The 21,028-nt window shown below is 59.5% G+C and carries 17 protein-coding genes; 7 read left to right on the forward strand and 10 right to left on the reverse strand.

Going from position 1 to position 21,028, the window contains the following annotated elements; translation table 11 throughout:
* Positions 1–329: 329 nt before the first annotated feature.
* The gene (locus ACR0JA_RS06050) at positions 330–827 is read left to right on the forward strand and encodes a ferritin (protein WP_480571435.1); all 498 of its coding nucleotides are present in this window, start codon (positions 330–332) and stop codon (positions 825–827) included.
* A gap of 11 nt (positions 828–838) precedes the next feature.
* On the opposite strand, the gene ACR0JA_RS06055 is transcribed toward ACR0JA_RS06050, so the two are convergent.
* Positions 839–1,351, reverse strand: coding sequence for an SH3 domain-containing protein (locus tag ACR0JA_RS06055; RefSeq protein ID WP_480572384.1), 513 nt, complete (start codon positions 1,349–1,351; stop codon positions 839–841).
* Between the two features lie 147 nt (positions 1,352–1,498).
* Here ACR0JA_RS06055 and ACR0JA_RS06060 point away from each other — a divergent pair, with 147 nt between their 5' ends.
* From ACR0JA_RS06060 to ACR0JA_RS06070, 3 genes are all read left to right on the forward strand, one after another.
* A complete protein-coding gene (locus ACR0JA_RS06060; RefSeq protein WP_480571438.1) occupies positions 1,499–2,485 on the forward strand; it encodes a 2-hydroxyacid dehydrogenase in 987 nt (328 codons plus the stop codon).
* Positions 2,486–2,515: 30 nt separating this feature from the next.
* Complete coding sequence (locus ACR0JA_RS06065; RefSeq protein WP_480571441.1) at positions 2,516–3,913, forward strand: FAD-binding oxidoreductase; 1,398 nt, start codon at positions 2,516–2,518, stop codon at positions 3,911–3,913.
* 176 nt (positions 3,914–4,089) lie between these two features.
* Entirely contained in the window at positions 4,090–6,597 is a 2,508-nt protein-coding gene (locus tag ACR0JA_RS06070) for a GcvT family protein (protein WP_480571444.1), read from the forward strand.
* A 268-nt stretch (positions 6,598–6,865) separates the two neighbouring features.
* On the opposite strand, the gene ACR0JA_RS06075 is transcribed toward ACR0JA_RS06070, so the two are convergent.
* Together ACR0JA_RS06075 and ACR0JA_RS06080 are read right to left on the reverse strand one after the other, a co-directional pair.
* Positions 6,866–7,519 carry a DUF938 domain-containing protein gene (locus tag ACR0JA_RS06075; protein ID WP_480571446.1) on the reverse strand — a complete coding sequence of 218 codons (654 nt, stop codon included), beginning with the start codon at positions 7,517–7,519 and terminating at the stop codon, positions 6,866–6,868.
* Positions 7,516–8,589 carry an NAD(P)/FAD-dependent oxidoreductase gene (locus tag ACR0JA_RS06080; protein ID WP_480571449.1) on the reverse strand — a complete coding sequence of 358 codons (1,074 nt, stop codon included), beginning with the start codon at positions 8,587–8,589 and terminating at the stop codon, positions 7,516–7,518. Before ACR0JA_RS06080 ends, ACR0JA_RS06075 begins: the two co-directional genes overlap by 4 nt.
* A gap of 161 nt (positions 8,590–8,750) precedes the next feature.
* Here ACR0JA_RS06080 and ACR0JA_RS06085 point away from each other — a divergent pair, with 161 nt between their 5' ends.
* From ACR0JA_RS06085 to ACR0JA_RS06095, 3 genes are all read left to right on the forward strand, one after another.
* A complete protein-coding gene (locus ACR0JA_RS06085) occupies positions 8,751–9,173 on the forward strand; it encodes a hypothetical protein (RefSeq protein ID WP_480571451.1) in 423 nt (140 codons plus the stop codon).
* A gap of 3 nt (positions 9,174–9,176) precedes the next feature.
* Positions 9,177–10,409, forward strand: a complete 1,233-nt coding sequence (locus ACR0JA_RS06090) for an HlyD family secretion protein (RefSeq protein WP_480571454.1) — start codon at positions 9,177–9,179, stop codon at positions 10,407–10,409.
* Positions 10,410–10,476: 67 nt separating this feature from the next.
* The gene (locus ACR0JA_RS06095; RefSeq protein WP_480572387.1) at positions 10,477–11,340 is read left to right on the forward strand and encodes a DMT family transporter; all 864 of its coding nucleotides are present in this window, start codon (positions 10,477–10,479) and stop codon (positions 11,338–11,340) included.
* Between the two features lie 71 nt (positions 11,341–11,411).
* Here ACR0JA_RS06095 and ACR0JA_RS06100 read toward each other — a convergent pair whose 3' ends face one another.
* The 7 genes from ACR0JA_RS06100 to ACR0JA_RS06130 form a co-directional block, all read right to left on the reverse strand.
* Positions 11,412–12,485, reverse strand: a complete 1,074-nt coding sequence (locus ACR0JA_RS06100; protein ID WP_480571457.1) for a BMP family ABC transporter substrate-binding protein — start codon at positions 12,483–12,485, stop codon at positions 11,412–11,414.
* Between the two features lie 32 nt (positions 12,486–12,517).
* Positions 12,518–13,438: an ABC transporter permease gene (locus tag ACR0JA_RS06105; RefSeq protein WP_480571460.1), complete on the reverse strand. Its 921-nt coding sequence runs from the start codon at positions 13,436–13,438 to the stop codon at positions 12,518–12,520.
* A gap of 1 nt (position 13,439) precedes the next feature.
* Positions 13,440–14,522, reverse strand: a complete 1,083-nt coding sequence (locus tag ACR0JA_RS06110) for an ABC transporter permease (protein WP_480571463.1) — start codon at positions 14,520–14,522, stop codon at positions 13,440–13,442.
* A 63-nt stretch (positions 14,523–14,585) separates the two neighbouring features.
* Entirely contained in the window at positions 14,586–16,103 is a 1,518-nt protein-coding gene (locus ACR0JA_RS06115) for an ABC transporter ATP-binding protein (protein ID WP_480571466.1), read from the reverse strand.
* Positions 16,100–17,035 (reverse strand): xanthine dehydrogenase accessory protein XdhC, encoded by a 936-nt coding sequence (xdhC, locus tag ACR0JA_RS06120; RefSeq protein WP_480571468.1) that lies wholly within the window; start codon positions 17,033–17,035, stop codon positions 16,100–16,102. Before xdhC ends, ACR0JA_RS06115 begins: the two co-directional genes overlap by 4 nt.
* The gene (gene xdhB / locus ACR0JA_RS06125; protein WP_480571471.1) at positions 17,035–19,437 is read right to left on the reverse strand and encodes a xanthine dehydrogenase molybdopterin binding subunit; all 2,403 of its coding nucleotides are present in this window, start codon (positions 19,435–19,437) and stop codon (positions 17,035–17,037) included. Before xdhB ends, xdhC begins: the two co-directional genes overlap by 1 nt.
* On the reverse strand, positions 19,434–20,795 hold the full coding sequence (locus tag ACR0JA_RS06130) for a xanthine dehydrogenase small subunit (RefSeq protein WP_480571474.1): 1,362 nt from the start codon (positions 20,793–20,795) through the stop codon (positions 19,434–19,436). Before ACR0JA_RS06130 ends, xdhB begins: the two co-directional genes overlap by 4 nt.
* Positions 20,796–21,028: the final 233 nt, after the last annotated feature.

Raw genomic sequence — 21,028 nt, forward strand, 5'->3', positions numbered from 1 at the left:
CAAGAGGTTTTTCCGCAAAAAATGATCCAATCTGACAATTTGTTTGGCCGGTCGCTCAGCGTGTGGTTCTTTCGGCCTTTGTCTACTGTCAGGCTTGAATCAAGGGTGAGTGGAGCGTCGCCGGAAGACGTAAACAGGATGCGTGACCTAAGACGTAGAGAATTTGCGAAGATGCAATTGAACGCAAGGATCTGAGACTGCATCGCAGTCGCACAACTCTCTAGTAAAGATTTGAAAATAATTGAAAAAAGCATCTTTCTACCGGTTGACTCACCAAGTGCCGCGCATACCTCTATGATATCCGGAACTGACACTCGAAGGAGGGGCACATGAACCTGAATCCCAAAGTCGCGGAAGCGTTGAACAAGCAGATCAACAACGAATTGCATGCCTCCTATACCTACCTCGCCATGGCAGCCTATTTTGAGGCGCAGGATTTGCCGGGGTTTGCCAGCTGGTTCCGGGGCCATTCTGCCGAAGAAGGCACGCATGCAATGCGGATTTTTGATTTCATCGCCAAACGGGGCGGGCGGATCGAACTGGACGGAATCTCGAAACCGCAAGCGGACTACGCGTCGCCCGTTGACGTTCTGGAACAGGCGCTTGCGCAGGAACAGACCGTGACCGGTCAGATCAACGCGCTGTTCGAAATGGCGCATGAGGTCAAAGAATATAGCACGCAGAATATGCTGAACTGGTTCCTGGCAGAGCAGATCGAGGAAGAAGATCTGTTCTCGTCTATTCTGGACAAGGCCAAGGCCGCCAATGACGACCGTTGGAACCTTTTGCTGCTGGACAATGAACTGTCGCAACGCGGTGAAGAATAAATCGGTCGGCGCTATTCGCGAATTTCCGCAGCATCAACGCCCCAGAGATTGGATTTTTGGGTCCAGCCGCGATACCCGCCCGCCGAGATTCGGCACCAATCCAGCGTGCACGTTCCCAGTCGCGCGACCACGCCTGTTTCGAAATGCGCATTGATCTGCGATTTCGGGTCAGGCGTCGCATAGACTGGCAGCAGATCGGTTTCGATCAACACAGTACGCACCCCGGACAGCAGGGCGTAGTGGACCCATCCACCCGCGCCGTCGCGGTCCTGGACCTTGCGCCAGTTGCCGTATTCCGCCGTGATCTGCAATGGCATGCCGCGCCGCTTGAAGACCCAATCGATTCGATGGGTCAGGGACGGGCCGCGGCGCACATTGCCTTCGGCTGCTTTCATCGAAACAAAGCGCGGCAGGGGTAGGTTGGTGACCTGGCCACGCGCATCCTGTGCACTGGCTGCAAGAGTACCCAGCGCCACACCGAACGCGCACGTTGCCGCCAAACAAAGGCGTTTTACCGAAAAAATAGCACTCACTGCCTGTCTGCTCGTATGCCTGTTTGTCGTGCTTCGAAAAAAGGTCGCATCAATGCTCATGGGGTTCTTGTGCCCCGTCTGATCCTGCGCCACGATGCCATGGCGCGCATCTGATTGCAAAGCGGTAGGAGGACTGAGGTGCCAAGAGAACGTCTGAGTGTTGTCGTTACGCGACGGTTGCCAGAGGCGGTTGAAACCCGGTTGAGCGAGCTTTTCGACGTCAAGCTGCGCGACACGGATGCGCCGATGACGCGCGAGGAATTGACCGCCGCTGTGAAAGTGGCGGATGTTCTGGTCCCCACGATCACGGACACAATCGACGCGGGTATTCTGGGGCAGGCGGGGGAAAATCTGCGCCTGATCGCCAACTATGGCGCCGGGGTCGACAATATCGATGTGGCAACCGCCCGGCAGAGAGGCATTCTGGTGTCAAACACGCCCGGCGTTCTGACAGATGATACTGCCGACATGACCTTGGCGCTGATCCTTTCGGTTACGAGACGCATCCCCGAAGGTCTGAGCCTTATGCAAAAAGGGGACTGGAGCGGTTGGGCGCCGACGGCGTTGCTCGGTGGCAGGCTTGGCGGTCGTCGGCTGGGCATTCTGGGCATGGGGCGCATCGGTCAGGCCGTTGCGCGGCGCGCCAAGGCCTTTGGCATGCAGGTCCATTACCACAATCGCCGCAGGCTACGCGCCGAGATCGAAGAGGATCTTGAGGCGACGTATTGGGAAAGCCTCGATCAGATGGTTGCGCGCATGGATGTGTTGACGATCCACTGCCCCTCGACCCCGTCGACCTTCCATCTGATGAACGCGCGACGGTTGAAACTGATGAAACCGACGGCAGTGATCGTGAACACGTCGCGCGGCGAGGTGATCGACGAGAACGCCCTGACGCGCATGATCCGTTCCGAAGAAATCGCCGGTGCCGGGCTGGATGTCTACGAGCATGGAACCGACGTTAACCCTCGGTTGCGGCAATTGCCCAATGTGGTTCTATTGCCGCATATGGGCTCGGCCACGTTAGAAGGGCGCATCGAGATGGGCGAAAAGGTCATCATCAACATCAAGACCTTCGAGGACGGGCACCGCCCGCCGGATCAGGTCGTACCTGCAATGTTGTGAGCAAAACCAGATATCACGGGGAGGATGGGCATGGTGCAGGCAAACGCTTTGCCGCGCAATGACACTGGTATCGAAACAGCGGTCGGCATTCTCAAGCAGCGTTTTGGGGACCGGCTGCAAACCGGTGCGGCGATCCGTGAACAGCACGGGCACACGACCACATGGATCGAAAACCAATCCCCCGACGCCGTGGTTTTTCCTCACTCGACCGAAGAGGTGTCCGAGATCGTCAAGACCTGTGCCGCACACAAAGTGCCAGTCATCGCATTTGGCACGGGTACATCGCTGGAGGGGCATGTAAACGCCCCGGCGGGCGGTGTTTCGGTTGACCTGAGCCAGATGAACAAGGTTCTCAGGGTGAATTCGGGTGATCTGGACTGCGTCGTTCAACCCGGCGTAACGCGTGAAGACTTGAACACCCATCTGCGTGATCAGGGCCTGTTCTTTCCCATCGACCCGGGTGCCAACGCCTCGCTAGGCGGCATGGCCGCGACCCGAGCTTCGGGCACCAATGCGGTGCGCTATGGGACAATGAAGGACAATGTTCTGAGTCTGGAGGCTGTGATGCCAGACGGGCAGATCATCCGCACCGGACAACGGGCCAAGAAATCTTCGGCCGGCTATGATCTGACGCGCCTGCTGATCGGCGCAGAAGGAACTTTGGGTATCATCACCGAACTTACCTTGCGCCTGCAGGGTATCCCCGAGGCGATAAGTTCTGCCCGCTGCTCGTTTCCTTCGGTCGATGCAGCCTGTCAGGCGGTCATGACAACAATCCAATACGGTGTGCCTGTCGCCCGGATCGAATTGATGGATGAGATGTCGGTTCAGGCGGCCAATGCCTATTCGGGGCTGACTTTGCCCGAAACGCCTTTGTTGTTGCTGGAGTTTCACGGCTCGGACAGCAGCGCCGCCGAACAGGCGGACACCTTTGGCCAGATCGCTGCGGAATATGGCGGCTCGGATTTCACCTCCACATCCAGCACCGAAGAGCGCAACAAGCTGTGGCAGGCCCGGCACGACATTTATTGGGCAAGCCTGCAATTGCGGCCCGGCGCAAAGGGGATCTCTACCGATATCTGTGTCCCCATCTCGCGGCTGGCCGAATGCGTGATGGCCGCTCAGGCAAAGTCGGCGGAACTTGATCTTCTGGCTCCAATCGTTGGCCATGTCGGGGATGGCAATTTCCACACTCTGTTACTTGTCGATATGGAAAACCCCGACGAGGTCGCCAGAGCCGAGGATTTTGTTGGCTGGCTGAACGAAATGGCCATTTCGATGGAAGGGACCTGCACGGGCGAGCACGGGATCGGGCAAGGCAAACGCCCCTATCTGGTCAGAGAACTGGGACCCGCGACGCATTTCATGGCGGCGATCAAGGCAGCGCTCGACCCGGACAACATCATGAACCCCGGCAAGATCGTCTAGAACGCACGCATTTCACCTTTTCTCAAATACTCAATCCGACGGGTCGCACCTTGCGAATTGTATCTAGTTTTTCGCAAGCGTCGGTTTTGTGCGTTATTGCGTCGGATGGACTTGGCGGTTTTGCATTCGGTTGGGCATAAACCTTGCCAAACAGACTCAATCCGGAGAACGGGCTCATGAAAACCCAAGTCAAAGCACTGGTCGTTGGCGGTGGCGCCGTCGGTACCTCGATCGCCTATCATCTGGCCAAGGCAGGCTGGGATGATGTGATGCTGATTGAACGGGACGAGCTGACCTCGGGCTCGACCTGGCATGCGGCGGGTCTGCTGCCGCTGTTCAACATGTCCTATGCGACGACCCACATCCACAAGTACTCGGTTGATTTCTACAAGACGCTCGAGGAAGAGACCGGTTTGAACGCGGGTTTTGCTGTGGTTGGCAACCTGCGCATGGCGCAAACGCAAGATCGCATGGACGAATACATGCTCTATGCCTCGACCGCCGAGACGTGCGATGTGAAATACGAATGGCTCACCCCGGATCAGATCAAGGAACGCTGGCCATTGATCGAAACCGGTGACCTGAAAGGTGCGATTTACCACACCGAAGATGGCTATATTAACCCCGCTGACGTGACACAGGCCATGGCCAAGGGCGCGCGTCAGCGCGGTGTCGATATCGTCCGCAAGATGCAGGCCGACGCATTCCACTGGAACGGCACCCACTGGGAAGTCACCTGCACCAAGATGATCGAGAAGGGCGGCAACCTCGTTCCTTCAGATGAACAGGTTGTGATCACTGCCGAGCATGTCGTGACCGCATCGGGCAACCACGCGCAACGCACCGCCAAGATGCTGGGCATCAAGATGCCCGCGATCCCGGTCGAGCATACCTTCATCGTCATGGACAAGGACCCCGAGCTGGTCAAATGGCGTGAAGCGGGCAACCCCGAGCATCCGGTTGTGCGTGATGCCGACAACGAGTCGTACGCCCGCGAAGAACGCGGCGGCTGGATTCTGGGCATCTATGAACATGGCGCGCCTGCGCAGTTCGAACATGGCGTGCCAGACAGCTTCCGCGCGGATCTGTTCCCGCTGGATCTGGACCGGATCGCGGATCAGTACATGGCGATGGCTGAGCGCGTTCCTTCTTGCGCCGAATCTGGCCTGAAGGACGATTTCAACGGCCCGATCTGCTACACCCCTGACGGCAACCCGCTGGTTGGTCCGGCTCCGGGGCTGCGTAACATGTGGCTGGCCGAGGGTTTCTCGTTCGGCATCACCGCCGCGGGCGGTACCGGCTATTATCTGGCACAGATGATGGTCGACGGCGAAGCCGAGATCGACATGGCCTCGCTGGACCCCAAGCGGTACTCGTCCAATTGGATGACCACCGAGTTTGCGGCGCGCAAGAACGAAGAGTGCTATGAGCACGTCTACATCCTGCACCACCCCGATGAAGAGCGTGAAGCCTGCCGTCCGCTGCGCACCGTACCGGCCTACGACCGTCAAAAAGCGCGTGGTGCGCAGTTCGGCTGGGTCAACGGCTGGGAACGTCCGAACTATTTCGGCCCGCTGGACGCGCCGGACAACTTCGACAAGGAAAGCCGTTCGTTCCGCCGTGGCGGCTGGTGGCAATATGCCGTCGAAGAAGCCAAGGCGATCCGCGAGGGCGTTGGCCTGATCGATGCGTCGGCCTTTACCAAGCATGTCGTCAAAGGCCCCGGTGCGACCCAGTTCCTGGATTGGTTCACCTGCAACAAGCTGCCCAAGGTCGGCCGCATCAATCTGACCTACGCGCTGACCTCGCACGGCACTACGCGCACGGAATACACCATCGTCCGCAATGGCGAGAACAACTACTACATCGTCTCTGCCGGTGCCTGGACCGAGTATGACGCCGACTATTTGCGTAAGGCGGCCGAGGACAAGATGGAGGAGTTCGGTTACATCGAAATCCAGGATGTGACCACGCAGTGGGGCGTTTTCGCCATCGCCGGACCCAAGTCGCGTGACGTTCTGAAAGAAGTCATCAAGGACGCCGATCCGGAGACCGCCCTGTCTAACAAGCGCTTCCCGTGGCTGTCGGCCCGTCAGATCGAACTGGGCATGTGCCCGGTCAACGCGATCCGCGTGGCCTATACCGGTGAGCTTGGCTGGGAACTGCACCACCCAATCGAAATGCAGAACTACCTGTTCGACCTGCTGGAAAAAGCCGGTGAGAAGCACGGTATGAAGCCGGTCGGTGCCCGCGCTCAGAACTGGCTGCGTCAGGAAAAATCCTATCGCGCGTTCGGTACCGAACTGGGCCGCGACGCAACTCCGCTGGAAGCTGATCTGCCGCGATTTGTCGACCTGTCGAAAGACTTCTACGGCAAGGCCAAGCTGGAAGAGACCGGCGTGCGCGTCAAATGCTGCACCTTGCTGATCGACGGGCCGGACGATGCCGATCCGTGGGGCCGTGAGGCGCTGTATACGCCCGAGGGTGAGCGCGTGGGGCGTCTGACCTCGGGCGGTTACTCGGTCGCGTTCGAGAAATCCATCGGGATGGGTTATGTGAAGCCCGAACTCGCGGTCGAGGGCACCAAGCTGCAGGTCAAAATTCAGGACAAGTTGTGGGACGCAGTTGTCACCTGCGACAGCCCATATGATCCGAAGAACGAGACCATCCGCAAGGACGGCTAACGCGAAAGCCAAAATGGGCCGCTTTCAGCGACCCATGCCTCCGGCGGAGGTATTTTCAAACAGAAGAAGCGGGGGCTGGGCCAAGATCCAGCCCCCTTTGATTTTGGCAAAGGGGGCCTTCTCCTGTTACGGCCATCGGCGCCTCCGCCTGTACCGCATAATCAGTTTGTCCGGTCATGGTTAAGAAACCGTTTCTTCTTCTGTTCAGAAATACCTCCGCCGGAGGCAAGCCTGCGAAAGCAGGCTTTTTGACCAGAAACACGTTCCTTCACGGTGAAAGCTTCTTCGCCACGAATGCCAGATTGTTCGCAGGCATTTCTATGGTTTCTACTTCTTTCAGACCGCAGCCGAGAAACAGGTCAATCATATCTTGATCGTTCTTGTAGCCGATTTCGGCATCCTGTTGGATCAGGGCGCCATGGAACCGTTTGTCCCCGTCGCTTGTCAGACACCCATCGCGCATGAATGGGCCATAGATGATCAGGCGACCGTCGGGAATTAGCGCCAGAGCGGCTTCACGGATCAAAATCTGCACCTCAGCCCAACTGATCAGATGCAGCAGGTTGACCAAAACGATCACGTCCTGCCCAACAAAGGCCTTGTGCCACCCTGTACCAACCGCATTCAGCTCGATTGCTGGATCTACGTTCGGCATGCCTTGCGTGTACGCGTTGATACTGGCGCGGCGCTGCGGATCAATTTCGCTGGGTTGCCATCGCAGTCCGGGCAGGCGCTGGGCAAAGGCGGCAACGTGCTGCCCGGTGCCGCTGGCAAGTTCAAGCGCGCGACCCGTCGCGGGTGCGTGACATTGCAGCATTTCGCACAACGCAGCGGTGTTTCTGCTGGCGGCTGGCGCAACAAGGCGATCGCCATCACCTGGGTTTGCAACACTTGCGTTCGAAGGCAGTTTTCTTTTCGTCATCTGCGTAGCCTGTCCGGTTTCAACGCCGCTATATCCTCAGACTTCAGAACGGGTTGCCCGCCGGTCACCAGATCTGCAACCAGTTGCGATGCGGCAGGGGCAGTCTGGAACCCGTACCCGCCCTGACCGGCAGACCAGACAAAACTTGCATCCGCCGGGTCAGGGCCCAGTACCAGCGTTCCATCCGGGGCAAAGCTACGCAGACCGGCCCAGTTTGTTTCGACCCGAGTGACCGGCTCGGTCATCATCGCCTCGTATCGTGCCAGCCCTTCGGCCAGAACCATGTCGTCGGCATAGGCGTCGTGCGGCGGGACCGGGTCGGCCTCGGACGGGGAAACAAGCAATTTGCCTGCGTCTGGCTTTGCGTACCAGCCTTCGCCGGCACCCAGCATCATTGGCCAGCCCGTGACGTCGTGCCCGCCTGGCGCAGGCAGCCGCGCCATCGACCTGCGGCGCGGAGTTATCCCGATTGGAGCGATGCCTGTCATCACGGCAATATCGTCAACCCATGCACCGGCCGCATTCACAATCACGGATGCCTTGAACTCGCCCGATGCCTCGACGATCCAATGGCCGGTCTTGCGGATCGACGTCACTTTGTGGCGCGTCAGAACAGAGCCGCCATTGGCTCGTACCACACGCGCAAAATCCTGGATCAGCCGATCCGTGTCGATGTCAAAAGCACCCTGACCGCGCGCGGCAAATGCTACGGTTGCGGGATTGAGAATTGGGACATGGGCTCGCGCATCGTCCACATCGATGGACTGCATGTTCAATTCCGCAGTGTCGATCTGGAACTGCTGGGCCTGATCCTTTCCTGCAATCAGCAAAAGGCCGCGCGGGGTCAGGTACCCGCCATTTTCGCCCGCAAGGTATGTGGCTCCGGCTTTGTTCAATGCGACAACAGAAGGCGGGCCATAGTTTTCTTCAAACAGCGCAGCCGAACGTCCTGATGCGTGATAGCCAAGCGCCTCTTCGGCCTCGAGCACCGTGACCGATCCGTGCGCAGACAAACGCGCGGCGGCGCTGATCCCGGCGATGCCGCCTCCTATGACCAAAAAGTCAATCACGGTAAGCGGTTCCGCTCGGTTGGGGGTAATGTTGGTCAATGGCAAGCATGCTGGTCCCTGTTCTGAATATTCGCCCGCTTTGAGGGTCTGCCAACTATAAGCAGCCTTGAATTTGGGCGACAACCCGGTCAAAGAAGTATCAAAAGGAACAGGAGGGCAAGGTGACCGCAGCAGACCTTCATCCAATGGCGACCGGCCATATTCCCCGCTACGTTGTCGCCGCAGACGGAAGCGATTACCTGTTTTCCGCCATGGTGATCTTTTTTGTGGTGCTAGTGGTACTGATTGGTGTTGGTTACCTGACGCTGCACTCGGTCCCTGAAAAGATGGCGCATGAGAACAACCACCCGCAGTTTCAGCTGGTGGGTATTCTGGCGCTGTTGGCCCTGTTCACGCATAACGGGATATTCTGGATCGCGGCCATTTTGGTCGCAGGCTTCCAATTCCCGGATTTTGCCACGCCGATGAAAAACATCGCAGACGCCATTCGATCTCTGGGGCAGCCGCCCGCCCCCCAGCCGGTGGTGGAAACACCTGCACCGGCTGCGCCTGCCGCGGATGTCGAGGAAGGGCAGGAGCAGTAAGTCATGATTGAAACAATGCTCTGCGCCCTGATCACGGTGCTGCCCGATTACCTGTTCCGCCGCTTTGTCCAAGGCAAACGGATTGGTCACGAAATCACTCTGTTCACCATGTGGTACGAGTTACGCTGGGGCCTGACGACTTGCGCCATCCTGGCGCTGACGGTGATCACCACTCTGTTTTACTTTCACCCCTCCAGCCACACCGCCGCGTCCTATTTTCGGACCGTGACGATCCTGCCACAGCTGGGTGGTCGTGTGTCCGAGGTCTATGTCCGTAACAACGAACACGTCACCGCGGGGCAGCCGATCTTTCGGATCGAGGACTTTACCCAAACCGCGCAGGTACAGGCGGCCAATGCGCAGATCGCACAGGTTCAAGCCTCTTTGAAGGTCGCGCAAACCGATCTGGCTGAGGCCGAGGCCGGGATTGCGGGCGCGAACGCGGCGCTGGATCAGGCGCTGGAGGATCTCGAGCGGAATACGACCCTGCGCGACGAAGGTTCCAGCGCGGTGCGCCTGGCCGAAATCGACCGGCTCGAGAATCTGGTGGCCGAGCGCGAGGCGCAGGTGACTGCGGCCAAATCTCAGCGCGCGGCGGTTGTTCAGCAGATCGAGGAGTTGATACCGGCCCAACTGACCAGCGCCAATGCGCAACTGGACGCGGCCCTGACCGAATTGGAAAGGACCGTGATCTATGCTGGCGTTTCCGGGCGCGTCGAGCAGTTCGGCTTGCAGGTCGGGGACTATGTCAGCCCGCTTTTGCGCCCCGCTGGCATTCTGGTGCCCTCGCATTCCGGACATGATCGGTTCCAGGCGGCCTTCAACCAGCTGTCCGCGCAGGTCATCAAACCCGGCATGATCGGAGAGTTGGGGTGCATGACCAAGCCGTTTACGGTGATCCCCGTCGTTGTGGTTGAGATTCAGGATGTGATCCCCTCAGGCCAGATCCGCCCTTCGGACGAGTTGCGCGATGTGCAGAACAATACCAATCCGGGGTCAATCCTGGTGTATTTGGAGCCTTTGTACAAAGGCATGGCGGACGACATTCCACCGGGTAGCAACTGCTTGGCGAATGTGTACACCGACAACCATGAACGGCTTGAGCATGAAGACCTGGGCTTCTGGGAAGGTGCGTTCCTGCATGTCGTTGATACAATCGGTGTGGTGCATGCGGCAGGCCTGCGTCTGCGGCTGATCCTGATGCCCGTCAACACGCTGGTCCTGACCGGTCATTGAGCGGTCGTCGCCCTATGTCGCAATGTCATTGACCCAAGCTGACAGGCCCCTTCTTGCTGCTGGCCTGATGATTTGCGCGATGGCGATCATTGGGGTGATCGACAACTTCATCGCCCCGCTGTCGCGCCATATCGGCCTGTGGCAATTCCACTTTATGCGCGCGTTGATGGCGTGGCCTCTGGTCGCCATGCTGCCGCTGTTTGGATTGGGTGGGCTGATGCCAGCCCGGCTTTGGGCAGTGGCGTTGCGCAGCGTGTTGGTGGCCGTTTCGATGCTGTTCTACTTTTCGGCGCTGGCCATGATGCCTATCGCGCAGGCATTGGCGGGTCTGTTTACGTCCCCCATTTTCATCTTGCTGATATCGGCCGGATTGATGGGGCAACGTATCGGCGTCTGGCGGGTTTTGGCGGTCGCGCTCGGGTTTCTCGGTATTACGCTGGTATTGCAGCCGAACCCCGCTGATTTTGACCTGATGGTCCTGATCCCCGTCTGCGCCGGGTTCTTCTATGCGCTGGGCGCAATCGCAACACGCAGCCTATGCGCTGGTGAAAGCACCGTTGCCCTCTTGGCCGGAATGTGGGTCACGCTAGGACTGCTGGGCGCGGTTGGCACGTCTGTTCTGATGATCTGGCCCATGTGGCAACCTGGCGACGAAGTGACATTCGTGACCCGACCCTGGATCTGGCCCTTTTGGGACGCGGTGCCACTGATCCTCATGCAAGCGGTCGGGTCGGTTTGCGGTGTGTTCATGATCATCAAATCCTATCAACTGGGCGAGCCGTCCTATGTCTCGGTCTTCGAGTATTCGGTGATGATCTTTGGCCCCCTGTTCGCGTGGCTGGCATTCGATCAGCCGGTCGGGGGATGGCAGGTGTTGGGCATCGCATTCATCGCCGGGGCGGGACTGATCATCGCGTTTCGGTCGCGCTAAGGATTGCCGATCCGGCAAAAAAAGACCCGCATGGAAATGCGGGTCTTTTCCGTTTGGTCGTTGGCGCAGCGTTACTGCGGGATTTCGCCTTCCAGCCCTTCGACATAGAAGTTCATGCCCGCCAACGTACCGTCATCGGCGGTCTCGCCGTCGGCCAACCAGTCGCTGCCGTCCTGCTTTTTCAGTGGACCGGTGAAGGGGTGGTATTCACCCGCAGCCATCGCCGCCTTCATCGCCAGTGCCTCTTCCTTGACGTCGGCAGGAACGGCGTCGGAAATCTCACCGATCTCCACCATGCCTTCTTTGATGCCGTCCCAGGTGCTTACGGTTTCCCACGAGTCATCGATCACGGCCTGAGTACGCGCAATATAGTAGGGCGCCCAATTGTCGATGATCGACGATACGCGCGGCTTGGGGGCGTATTCGCTCATGTCTGAGGCTTGACCAAATGTGATCACATTGCCCGCCTCTTGCGCGGCGGCCTGCGGCGCGGTCGAGTCGGTATGTTGCAGGATCACGTCTGCGCCCTGTTCGATCAGGACCGAGGCAGCGTCTGCCTCTTTCGCGGGATCGAACCAAGTGTAGGCCCAGATGATTTTGAAATCGACATCAGGGTTCACCTTTTTGGCGTGGATATATGCCGAGTTGATGCCACGGATCACCTCGGGGATCGGGTAGGACCCGATATAGCCGATGATGTTCGATTCAGTCATTTTGCCTGCAATATGGCCCTGAACGGCGCGACCCTCATAGAAACGGGCCGAGTACGTCGAGACGTTGTCGGCGGTTTTATAACCCGTTGCGTGCTCGAACTTCACGTTCGGGAACTTTTTGGCCACGTTGATGGTCGGATCCATATAGCCAAACGAGGTGGTAAAGATCAGGTCCGCGCCGTCCAGCGCCATCTGGGTCATGACTCGTTCGGCATCCGGACCTTCGGGGACGGATTCGACGAATACTGTCTCGACCTTGTCGCCGAAGTGCTCCTCGACGGCCTGTCGGCCCTTGTCGTGCTCATAGGTCCAGCCCCCGTCGCCCACCGGGCCGACATAGACGAAACCGACCTTGGTTTTGTCCTGGGCCACGGCGCCGGTCGCCAGACCCAGCGCTATCGCGGCCGTTGTCAGAAGTGATTTGACTTTCATGTGATTACTCTCCGAGTTGGTTTAGTTGGCCTCTAATGCGAGGCATGGAAAATACGGCCCAGTGAGGCAGGTGCGCTGCTCTTGTCGGCCGAAAGGATCACAAGCACAAGGATCGTGATGAGATAGGGCGACATTGCCAGATACTCGACAGGAATGGCAACGCCCGCTGCCTGCAAATTCAGCTGCAGTACGGTGATGCCGCCGAACAGATAGGCACCCAGCAAAACGCGCCACGGTTTCCAGCTGGCAAAGACCACCAGCGCAAGCGCGATCCAGCCGACACCGGCGGTCATGCCCTCGGTCCATTGGGGGACGCGGATCAGACTGATATAGGCCCCGCCAAGACCCGCGCAGGCACCGCCGAACAGGATCGCCAGGATGCGGATCTTGATGACCTTATAGCCCAGGGCATGCGCCGCATCGTGGTTTTCGCCCACCGCGCGCAGGATCAGGCCGACGCGGGTGTATTTCAGCACTGCCCACACGATCGCGGTCAAGGCGATGCCCAGATACAGGATCGGGTCATGCTGGAACAGGATCGGGCCGATGACTGGAATATCGCTGATCAGTGGGATATGAATATCGCCCATGCTGGGCGGTTTGATCCCAACATAGCTTTGTCCAAGCAGGGCGCTGAAGCCCAGACCGAACAAGGTCAGCGCTAGACCGCTGGCCACCTGATTTGCCAGCGCAAACTGGGTCAGCAACACAAACAACAGCGACAGCACCGCCCCGCCAATGGCGGCGGCAATAAACCCCAGCCACGGAGAGCCGGTTTCGACCGAGATCGCAAAACCGCTGATTGCGCCCACGATCATCATACCCTCGACACCGAGGTTCAGAACGCCTGCTTTTTCAACAACCAGCTCACCGATCGCAGCCAACAGCAGGGGGGTTGCGGCCACCATCAGCGAGGCGACCAGAAGGACAGGGTTAATTTCACCAAGGTCCATTTTACGCTACCTCGCTACGGGCCGCACGGATGCGGTAGTTGGTCAAAAGGTCGAAAGCCAGCAGGAAGAACAGCAACATCCCCTGAAACACCTGAATGGCAGCGGCTGGCAGGCCCAATTGGGACTGGGCGATTTCGCCGCCGATATAGGTCAGCGCCATCAGGCCACCGGCCAGCAGGATGCCTACCGGGTGCAGGCGGCCCAGAAACGCCACGATGATCGCGGTAAAGCCGTAGCCGACGTTAAAGTCGATGCTGACGACGCCAGACGGACCCGACACCTCGAACATCCCCGCCAGACCGGCCAGCGCGCCGGACATTCCAAGGCAAAATAGGATCAGGCGCGCCGGATTCACGCCAGCGAATTTCGCGGCGCGCGGGGCCTCGCCTGTCAAGCGGATGTGAAAGCCCAACATATGACGGTTCAACAGCACATAGGCAAAGATCACCGCGATCAGGGCGGTCACGACGCCCCAATGCATGCCGGAACCTGCGATCAGTTCCGCGTTGTGCGCGCTTTCATAGGATTGCAGGTTGCGTGACCCGGGAAAGCCGAACCCCTCGGGGTTCTTCAGCAATCCCAGCGAAACCGAAGCCAGCATCTGCTCGGCCACATAGACAAGCATCAGCGATACGAGGATCTCGTTGGTGCCGAAACGGACTTTCAGGAAAGCCGGGATCATCGCCCACAACCAGCCGCCAAACGCGCCCGCGATCACCATGATCGGAAAGATGTAGAACGCGTCCAGCGGATAGAAGGCCAAACCGGCCGCGGCACCAAAGATCGCGCCCATGATGTATTGCCCCTCGGCCCCGATGTTCCAGATACCGGCTCGGAATCCAAGTGACAGGCCAATGGCGATCAGCACCAGCGGGGCACCTTTCACCAGCAGTTGCGGGCGGTAATAGAACGAGAACTCGCCGAACAGGGGTTCCCAAAAGATGGTACCGATGGCCTGCACCGGGTTCTTGCCCAGTATGGCAAACAGAATGCCGCCAAACACCATCGTTGCCAGCACCGCCACAAGGGGGGTCGCATAAGACCACGCTTTCGACGGCTGTGGCCGTTTCTCCAACACAATCACCTGCTCATCCCCCCAAGTTCTTCATCTTTTTGTAAATACTCTCGCCGAAGGCGGTCCCGCAGATCACACATGCGCCACCTCCATGCCGTGGGCTCCGCCCATCATCAGGCCAATCTCGTCCACGGTCAGGCCGGTGGTTTCACGCGGCGCGCTGAGGCGTCCTTCGTTCAGGGCGGCAAAACTGTCGGAAATCTCCATCAACTCATCCAGGTCCTGGCTGATGCAGATGACCGCAGTGCCCTTGGCCGCCAGATCCAGAATCGCCTGCCGGATCGAGGCCGCGGCTGCGGCGTCAACACCCCAGGTGGGTTGGTTCACCACCAGCACATCGGGATTTTGCAGTACCTCGCGACCGATCACGAACTTCTGCAAATTGCCGCCCGACAACGATCGGGCCGCATTTTCAGGTCCCGGCGTGCGCACGTCGAAAGCCTCGATGATCTTTTCGGCAAAACCTTTGGTTTCGGTCCATTTCAGAAAACCGTTGCTTTCCAACCCTTCGCGCACCGACCCGGTCAGCAGGGCGTTTTCCGTCAGGCTCATATCCGGCGCCGCGGCGTGGCCCAGACGTTCCTCGGGCGCGGTCAGAACCCCCAATTTGCGTCGGGCTGTCGGCCCCAGTTTGCCGATCGGCTGGCCGTTAAACTTGATCGCATCGGCGGCTGTCGGGATTTCCCCGGACAGTACGCCCAGCAATTCATCCTGCCCGTTTCCAGCGACGCCGCCGATGCCCAGAACTTCGCCTTTGCGGACGGTCATGTGAACGTTCTTCAACGCAGTGCCGAATTCCGACGGCGAAGGCACCGACAACCCGCTGACGTCGAGGGCGACATCGCCGAGTTCGCGCCCCGAACGCTCGGGCGTTTGCAGGGTCGAGCCGACCATCATCTCGGCCATATCCCGGGCTGAGGTTTCAGACGGAACACATTCGCCCACATTCTTGCCCAGACGCAGGATTGTTGCGTGGTCACACAGCGTGCGGATCTCTTCCAGCTTGTGCGAAATATACAGGATCGAGGTGCCCTCAGAGCGCAGTTTATTCAGCGTCTCGAACAAGATATCGACCTCTTGCGGTGTCAGAACCGAGGTCGGTTCGTCCATGATCAGCAGCTTGGGGTCCTGCAAAAGACAGCGAATGATCTCGACCCGTTGCCGTTCACCGGCGGACAGATCGCCGACGGTACGATAAGGGTCCAGCGGCAGACCGTAGGTTTCGGAAACCTGCCGAATGCGCGATGCCAGATCGCCCATTGGCGGCGGATTTTCCATTCCCAGCGCGATGTTCTCGGCCACATTGAGCGCGTCGAACAACGAGAAATGCTGGAATACCATCGCAATCCCGTCGGCGCGCGCCGCACGTGGCTCGGGGGGCGCAAATGGCTGACCACGCAGCAGCATTGCGCCGCTGTCAGGCTTGACCAGCCCATAGATCATTTTCACCAGCGTTGATTTACCAGCACCGTTTTCGCCCAGCAGGGCGTGAACTTCGCCCTCACCGATGTCAAAGGACACCTGATCATTGGCCACGACGCCGGGATAGGCTTTGGTCAGCCCTTGCAGGCTTAATAGAGGAGTGGTCACGCGCTCAGGTCCTTCTTCAATTCGTTCTGCCGGGCCGGGCGCAAAATTTGCGCGGCAACGCCAACGGCGATCATTTGCGGGTGTTTGCCCAAGTCGGGATCGCCGATCGGGCAGGTGATCCGGCCGATCCGTTCCGGCGTATGTCCCAGCGCCCCCAGTCGCGACCGAAACCGCGCCCATTTGGTAGCTGAACCAATCAGCCCCGCAAACCGGAAATCGTGCAAAAGCAGCCGGTTACACAGTTCCAGATCCAGATTGTGCGAATAGGTCAGCACCAGATGTTCGGCCTCACGCGGTGCATGACGCATCAGTTCTGCCGGTTTCGCAGCGGGTACCGGAGTTACGCCCAGCGGGATGTCTTCGGGAAACCGCTCGGGTCCGGTATCGACCCAGGTGAGTGCCAGATCGGGCAAGGGGGCCAGAACATCGACCAGTGCGCGGCCCACATGGCCAGCACCCCAGATCCACAGATTGCGCGCAGGTTCATGTACGGGCTCGACCATCCAGCCGTCGATCAACTGCGGCTCGGGCTTGATTCCCTGACCCCGCGCGGCGCTTAACAGGCGTTTGATCGACAGCGGCATGTCACCGCCCACGGGCGACCTGGCGACAACCCCGCCTTCCAAGGCGTCAAGCGCCTTCGCATCGTAAATTTCACTCAGCAACGTGACAGCACCGCCGCAGCACTGGCCCAGATCCGGTCCAAGCGCGTGCTGCGTCAGCAGCGCAGGCCTGGTCTGTGCCCGCGCCGCCCGGGCGGCCTGATATTCCAGTGTGCCGCCGCCGATGGTGCCGCTCTGTCCGTTTTTCCAGACCAGCATTGCAGCGCCGACTTCGCGCGGGGACGAACCCTTGATCGCGGCGATGACCACCCGGGTCACCGTTCCGTGGGTTTTGACCGCCTCCCTCAAAGCCTCAAGGTCAAATCCCATCAGATGCCTCCCTTCATCCCTTGAACACCGCGCCAGACCTCTTCGGCAGTGGCGGGCGCGTTCAGGGCCGGATAGCTGCCTCCGCAGGTGGCCACCGCGTTGGACAGCGCCAGCCAGGCCGAGATGCCCAGCATGAAGGGCGGCTCTCCGACCGCTTTCGAGCGATAGATCGTATCCTCTCGGTTCTCGCCATCCCAAAGCGCAACATTGAAGATGTCAGGCCGATCCGAACAGGCAGGAATCTTGTAGGTCGAGGGTGCATGCGTGCGCAGGTTGCCCTTGCCGTCCCAGACCAGCTCTTCGGTCGTCAACCAGCCGGCACCTTGCACATAGGCCCCTTCGACCTGCCCAATATCCAGCGCCGGGTTCAGCGACGCGCCCGCGTCATGCAGGATATCCGTACGCAGGATGCGGTTTTCCCCGGTCAGAGTGTCGATGGCAACCTCGGTGACCGACGCCCCATAGGCAAAGTAATAGAACGGGCGGCCATGTCCTTTGATCCGGTCCCATTCGACCTTGGGTGTCTTGTAGAAGCCGGTTGCCGACAGGCTGACGCGGCCCATATAGACCAGCGCGGCAGCTTCGGCGAAGGTATAGCGTTCCTCGCCCACCTCGACATGTCCGTCCCGGAAACGGACGGTCGTGGGATCAGCCTGATGGCGCTCGGCCAGATAGGTGGCCATCCTGTCGCGGATCGTGTCGCAGGCGGCTTTGACCGCCATGCCGTTCAGGTCGCTGCCCGACGACGCCGCCGTTGCCGACGTATTGGGCACCTTGGCCGTGTCCGTTGCAGTGATCTTGACCATCTCTGGCGGAATACCGAACCGCGAGGCTGCAACTTGCGCAACCTTCTGGAACAGGCCCTGACCCATCTCGGTGCCGCCGTGGTTCAGGTGAACCGAGCCATCCTGATACACATGCACCAGCGCACCCGCCTGGTTCAGATGCGTCAACGTAAAGGAAATCCCGAATTTGACCGGAGAGAAGGCGATGCCCTTCTTGATCACTTTGTTTTCGGCGTTCCATGTCTCGATGGCGGCCTTGCGCGCGGCGTAGTCGCTGGATTTCAGCAGAGCTTCGGTCATGCCGTGCAATTCGAAATCACTGACCTCCATGCCATAAGGCGTTGTGTTGCCACCTGCGGGTAGCGGGCGAACAGGTGCGTCGCCCATCTCAACGGCGCCGCGGCTGGTCAGGTCCTCATGCGGGTCCGGATGGCCCAGCGGTTTTTCACCCGCCGTTGTCTCGGCCACCTTGTGCGCAGGCTCGTAATAGTTGCGGCGGCGCAGTTCGACGGGGTCCAATCCCAGCACATGCGCAGCGTGGTCCATCACACGTTCGATCCCGACCATGCCCTGTGGGCCGCCAAAGCCGCGATAGGCGGTGGCGGATTGTGTGTTGGTCTTCAACCGATGGCTCTCGATCCGGGCATTGGGCAGCAGATAGGCGTTATCCGAATGCAGCATCGCGCGGTCCGCCACCGGCAGCGACAGGTCCTGCGCCCAGCCACAGATCGCGTGGTGCAGGAAGGATACGCCCTGAATATGGCCGTTCTCGTCAAAACCGGCCTTGTATGAGATGCGGAATGCATGACGTTTGCCAGTGATGGTCATGTCGTCATCGCGGTCATAACGCATCTTGCAGGCTTTGCCGGTCGCGCGTGCGGCGACGGCGCATGCAACGGCCAGCGCGTTGCCCTGGCTTTCCTTGCCACCAAAACCGCCGCCCATGCGGCGGGTTTCCACGCGAACGGCGTGCATTGGAACGCCGAGGGCATCCGCCACCTTGTGCTGAATTTCGGTCGGGTGCTGGGTCGAGCTGTGCACCAGCATATCCGCACCTTCATTTGGCACTGCCAGCGCGGCCTGACCTTCCAGATAGAAGTGTTCTTGGCCGCCAAGCTCAAAGCTGTCTTCGATCACATGGGCCGAGCCCGCGATGGCCGCGTCGGCGTCGCCCTTGGCATAGATGCGGGGACCATCCTCGAACCGGCTATTGGCGGCGAGCGCGTCTTTGATCGTCAGCAGCGGTGTGTCCTCGGCATAGTCGATATTGCCAAGCCGTGCCGCTTTACGCGCGGCAAGATGGCTGGTGGCAATGACAAGAAACACCGGCTGGCCGATATAATGAACGGTTCCATCCGACAGCAGCGGTTCATCATGGATCGATGGCGAGACGTCGTTGGCAAAAGGCAGGTCGTCGGCGGTCATGACCATGACCACTCCGTCGGCCGATTTAACCGCCGACAGGTCCATTGTCGTGATCGTACCCTTGGCAATCGGGCTCAGGCCAAAGGCCAGGTGCAGCGATCCCTTGGGGGTCGGGATGTCGTCGACGTACCGCGCGGTTCCCGCGACATGCAAAGGGGCCGCGTCATGGGGCAGGGGTTTTGTCACGCTCATGCCGACACCTCCAACACGTTCGTCACTTCGCCCTGATCTTCCAGGAAATACCGCTCGAGCATCGCTTTCGCCGTCTCGAGCCGATAAGTGGCCGAGGCGCGCATGTCCGTCATCGGCGTGAAATCTTGGTCGAAGGCCGGTATCGCCGACTTTACGGTCTCGGACGTCCATGGGTTTCCGACCAGCGCGGCTTCGACATTTGTCGCGCGCTTCGGAATGCCCGCCATGCCACCGAAGGCAATCCGCGCGTCGGTGACAATGCCGTCCGACACAGTGATGCTGAAGCAGCCGCAAACCGCCGAGATATCCTGATCGAATCGCTTGCTGAGCTTGTATGCCTTCAGCCGGTCAGGCTGACGCGGAAAGCTGACGGCTTCGACGAATTCGCCGGCTGCGCGATCCTGTTTGCCATAGTCGATAAAGAACTCTTCCAGAGGTATCGATCGCCGCGTGTCGCCCTTGCGCAGATGCAGCGTGGCACCCAGCGCGATCAGTGCGGGCGGGTTGTCACCGATCGGCGAGCCATTGGCGATGTTGCCGCCGACTGTGGCGGCGTGACGTACCTGCACGCTTGCGTATCGACGGATCATTTCCGCGTATGAGGGATGCAGATCGGCCAGTGCCTCGCCCATGCGATTCATATCAACCATCGCGCCGAAACGAACCTCGCTGTCGGTGATCGCGATCTCTTTGAGATCATCGCAACGGTTTAGAAAGATCACGGGATCAAGGTCGCGCAGTTGCTTGGTGACCCACAGGCCCACATCGGTGGCGCCTGCAACCAAGGTCGCGTCCGGGTGGTCGGCGTAAACCGCCGCCAGCGCGTCCGAGGACTCTGGCAGCATCGGCGACGCTGCGGGCGGGGCCGCGGGCTGATCCTTGACCCAAGCCGGTACGGGCTGTTCTTCGGCAGCTTCCGCTGCGCGAATGATCGGCGCGTAACCGGTACACCGGCACAAGTTCCCGGCAAGCTGCGTGTCGTGATCCTTGGCCCCGTTTGCGTGCCCGGCAACCATCGACATCACGAAGCCGGGTGTGCAGAACCCGCATTGCGAGCCGTGCAGATCAACCATCGCCTGCTGAACCGGGTGTGCCTCGCCATTGGGGCCGCTGGCCCCCTCGACCGTGCGCACCGCTTTACCATGCAGTTGAGGCAGGAACAGAATGCAGGAATTTAGCGCCTTGTGGCCGCCTTCATCCGTCACCATGACCGTACAGGCTCCACAATCGCCCTCGTTGCAGCCTTCCTTGGTGCCGGTCAGGCCGCGATCTTCGCGTAGCCAATCCAGAAGAGTCGCTGTCGGATCTACATCCGCCAGTTCCACTGTCTCTCCGTTCAGAAGAAACGTGATGTTCATTCGAGAAACCCGTCGCGTTACTCGGTTGCGCCCTTCGGTGCCCTCCTTCGATGCGACGTAGAAAGAGTAGCGGGCGGATAGCTTGCCGTCAGATGTTAGAAACAGCGCACCTTGTCTGGCAAGAAAAACTGCCTATGTGATGCATCAATAGTCCTGCTCTGCGCCGGACGGCCTTGCGTGTTTACGAATTAGACGTCTGAAACTAAAGAGATTTTTTTGTTTGGTTAAAGCCG

The sequence above is a fragment of the Ruegeria sp. AM4 genome, assembly GCF_056540665.1.

Coding starts and splice junctions, on each gene's coding strand:
- ACR0JA_RS06050 (WP_480571435.1), top strand. CDS start 330: ATGAACCTGAATCCCAAAGTCGCGGAAGCGTTGAACAAGCAGATCAAC.
- ACR0JA_RS06065 (WP_480571441.1), top strand. CDS start 2,516: ATGGTGCAGGCAAACGCTTTGCCGCGCAATGACACTGGTATCGAAACA.
- ACR0JA_RS06070 (WP_480571444.1), top strand. CDS start 4,090: ATGAAAACCCAAGTCAAAGCACTGGTCGTTGGCGGTGGCGCCGTCGGT.
- ACR0JA_RS06075 (WP_480571446.1), bottom strand. CDS start 7,519: ATGACGAAAAGAAAACTGCCTTCGAACGCAAGTGTTGCAAACCCAGGT.
- ACR0JA_RS06090 (WP_480571454.1), top strand. CDS start 9,177: ATGATTGAAACAATGCTCTGCGCCCTGATCACGGTGCTGCCCGATTAC.
- ACR0JA_RS06095 (WP_480572387.1), top strand. CDS start 10,477: ATGATTTGCGCGATGGCGATCATTGGGGTGATCGACAACTTCATCGCC.
- ACR0JA_RS06100 (WP_480571457.1), bottom strand. CDS start 12,485: ATGAAAGTCAAATCACTTCTGACAACGGCCGCGATAGCGCTGGGTCTG.
- ACR0JA_RS06105 (WP_480571460.1), bottom strand. CDS start 13,438: ATGGACCTTGGTGAAATTAACCCTGTCCTTCTGGTCGCCTCGCTGATG.
- xdhC (WP_480571468.1), bottom strand. CDS start 17,035: ATGGGATTTGACCTTGAGGCTTTGAGGGAGGCGGTCAAAACCCACGGA.
- xdhB (WP_480571471.1), bottom strand. CDS start 19,437: ATGAGCGTGACAAAACCCCTGCCCCATGACGCGGCCCCTTTGCATGTC.
- ACR0JA_RS06130 (WP_480571474.1), bottom strand. CDS start 20,795: ATGAACATCACGTTTCTTCTGAACGGAGAGACAGTGGAACTGGCGGAT.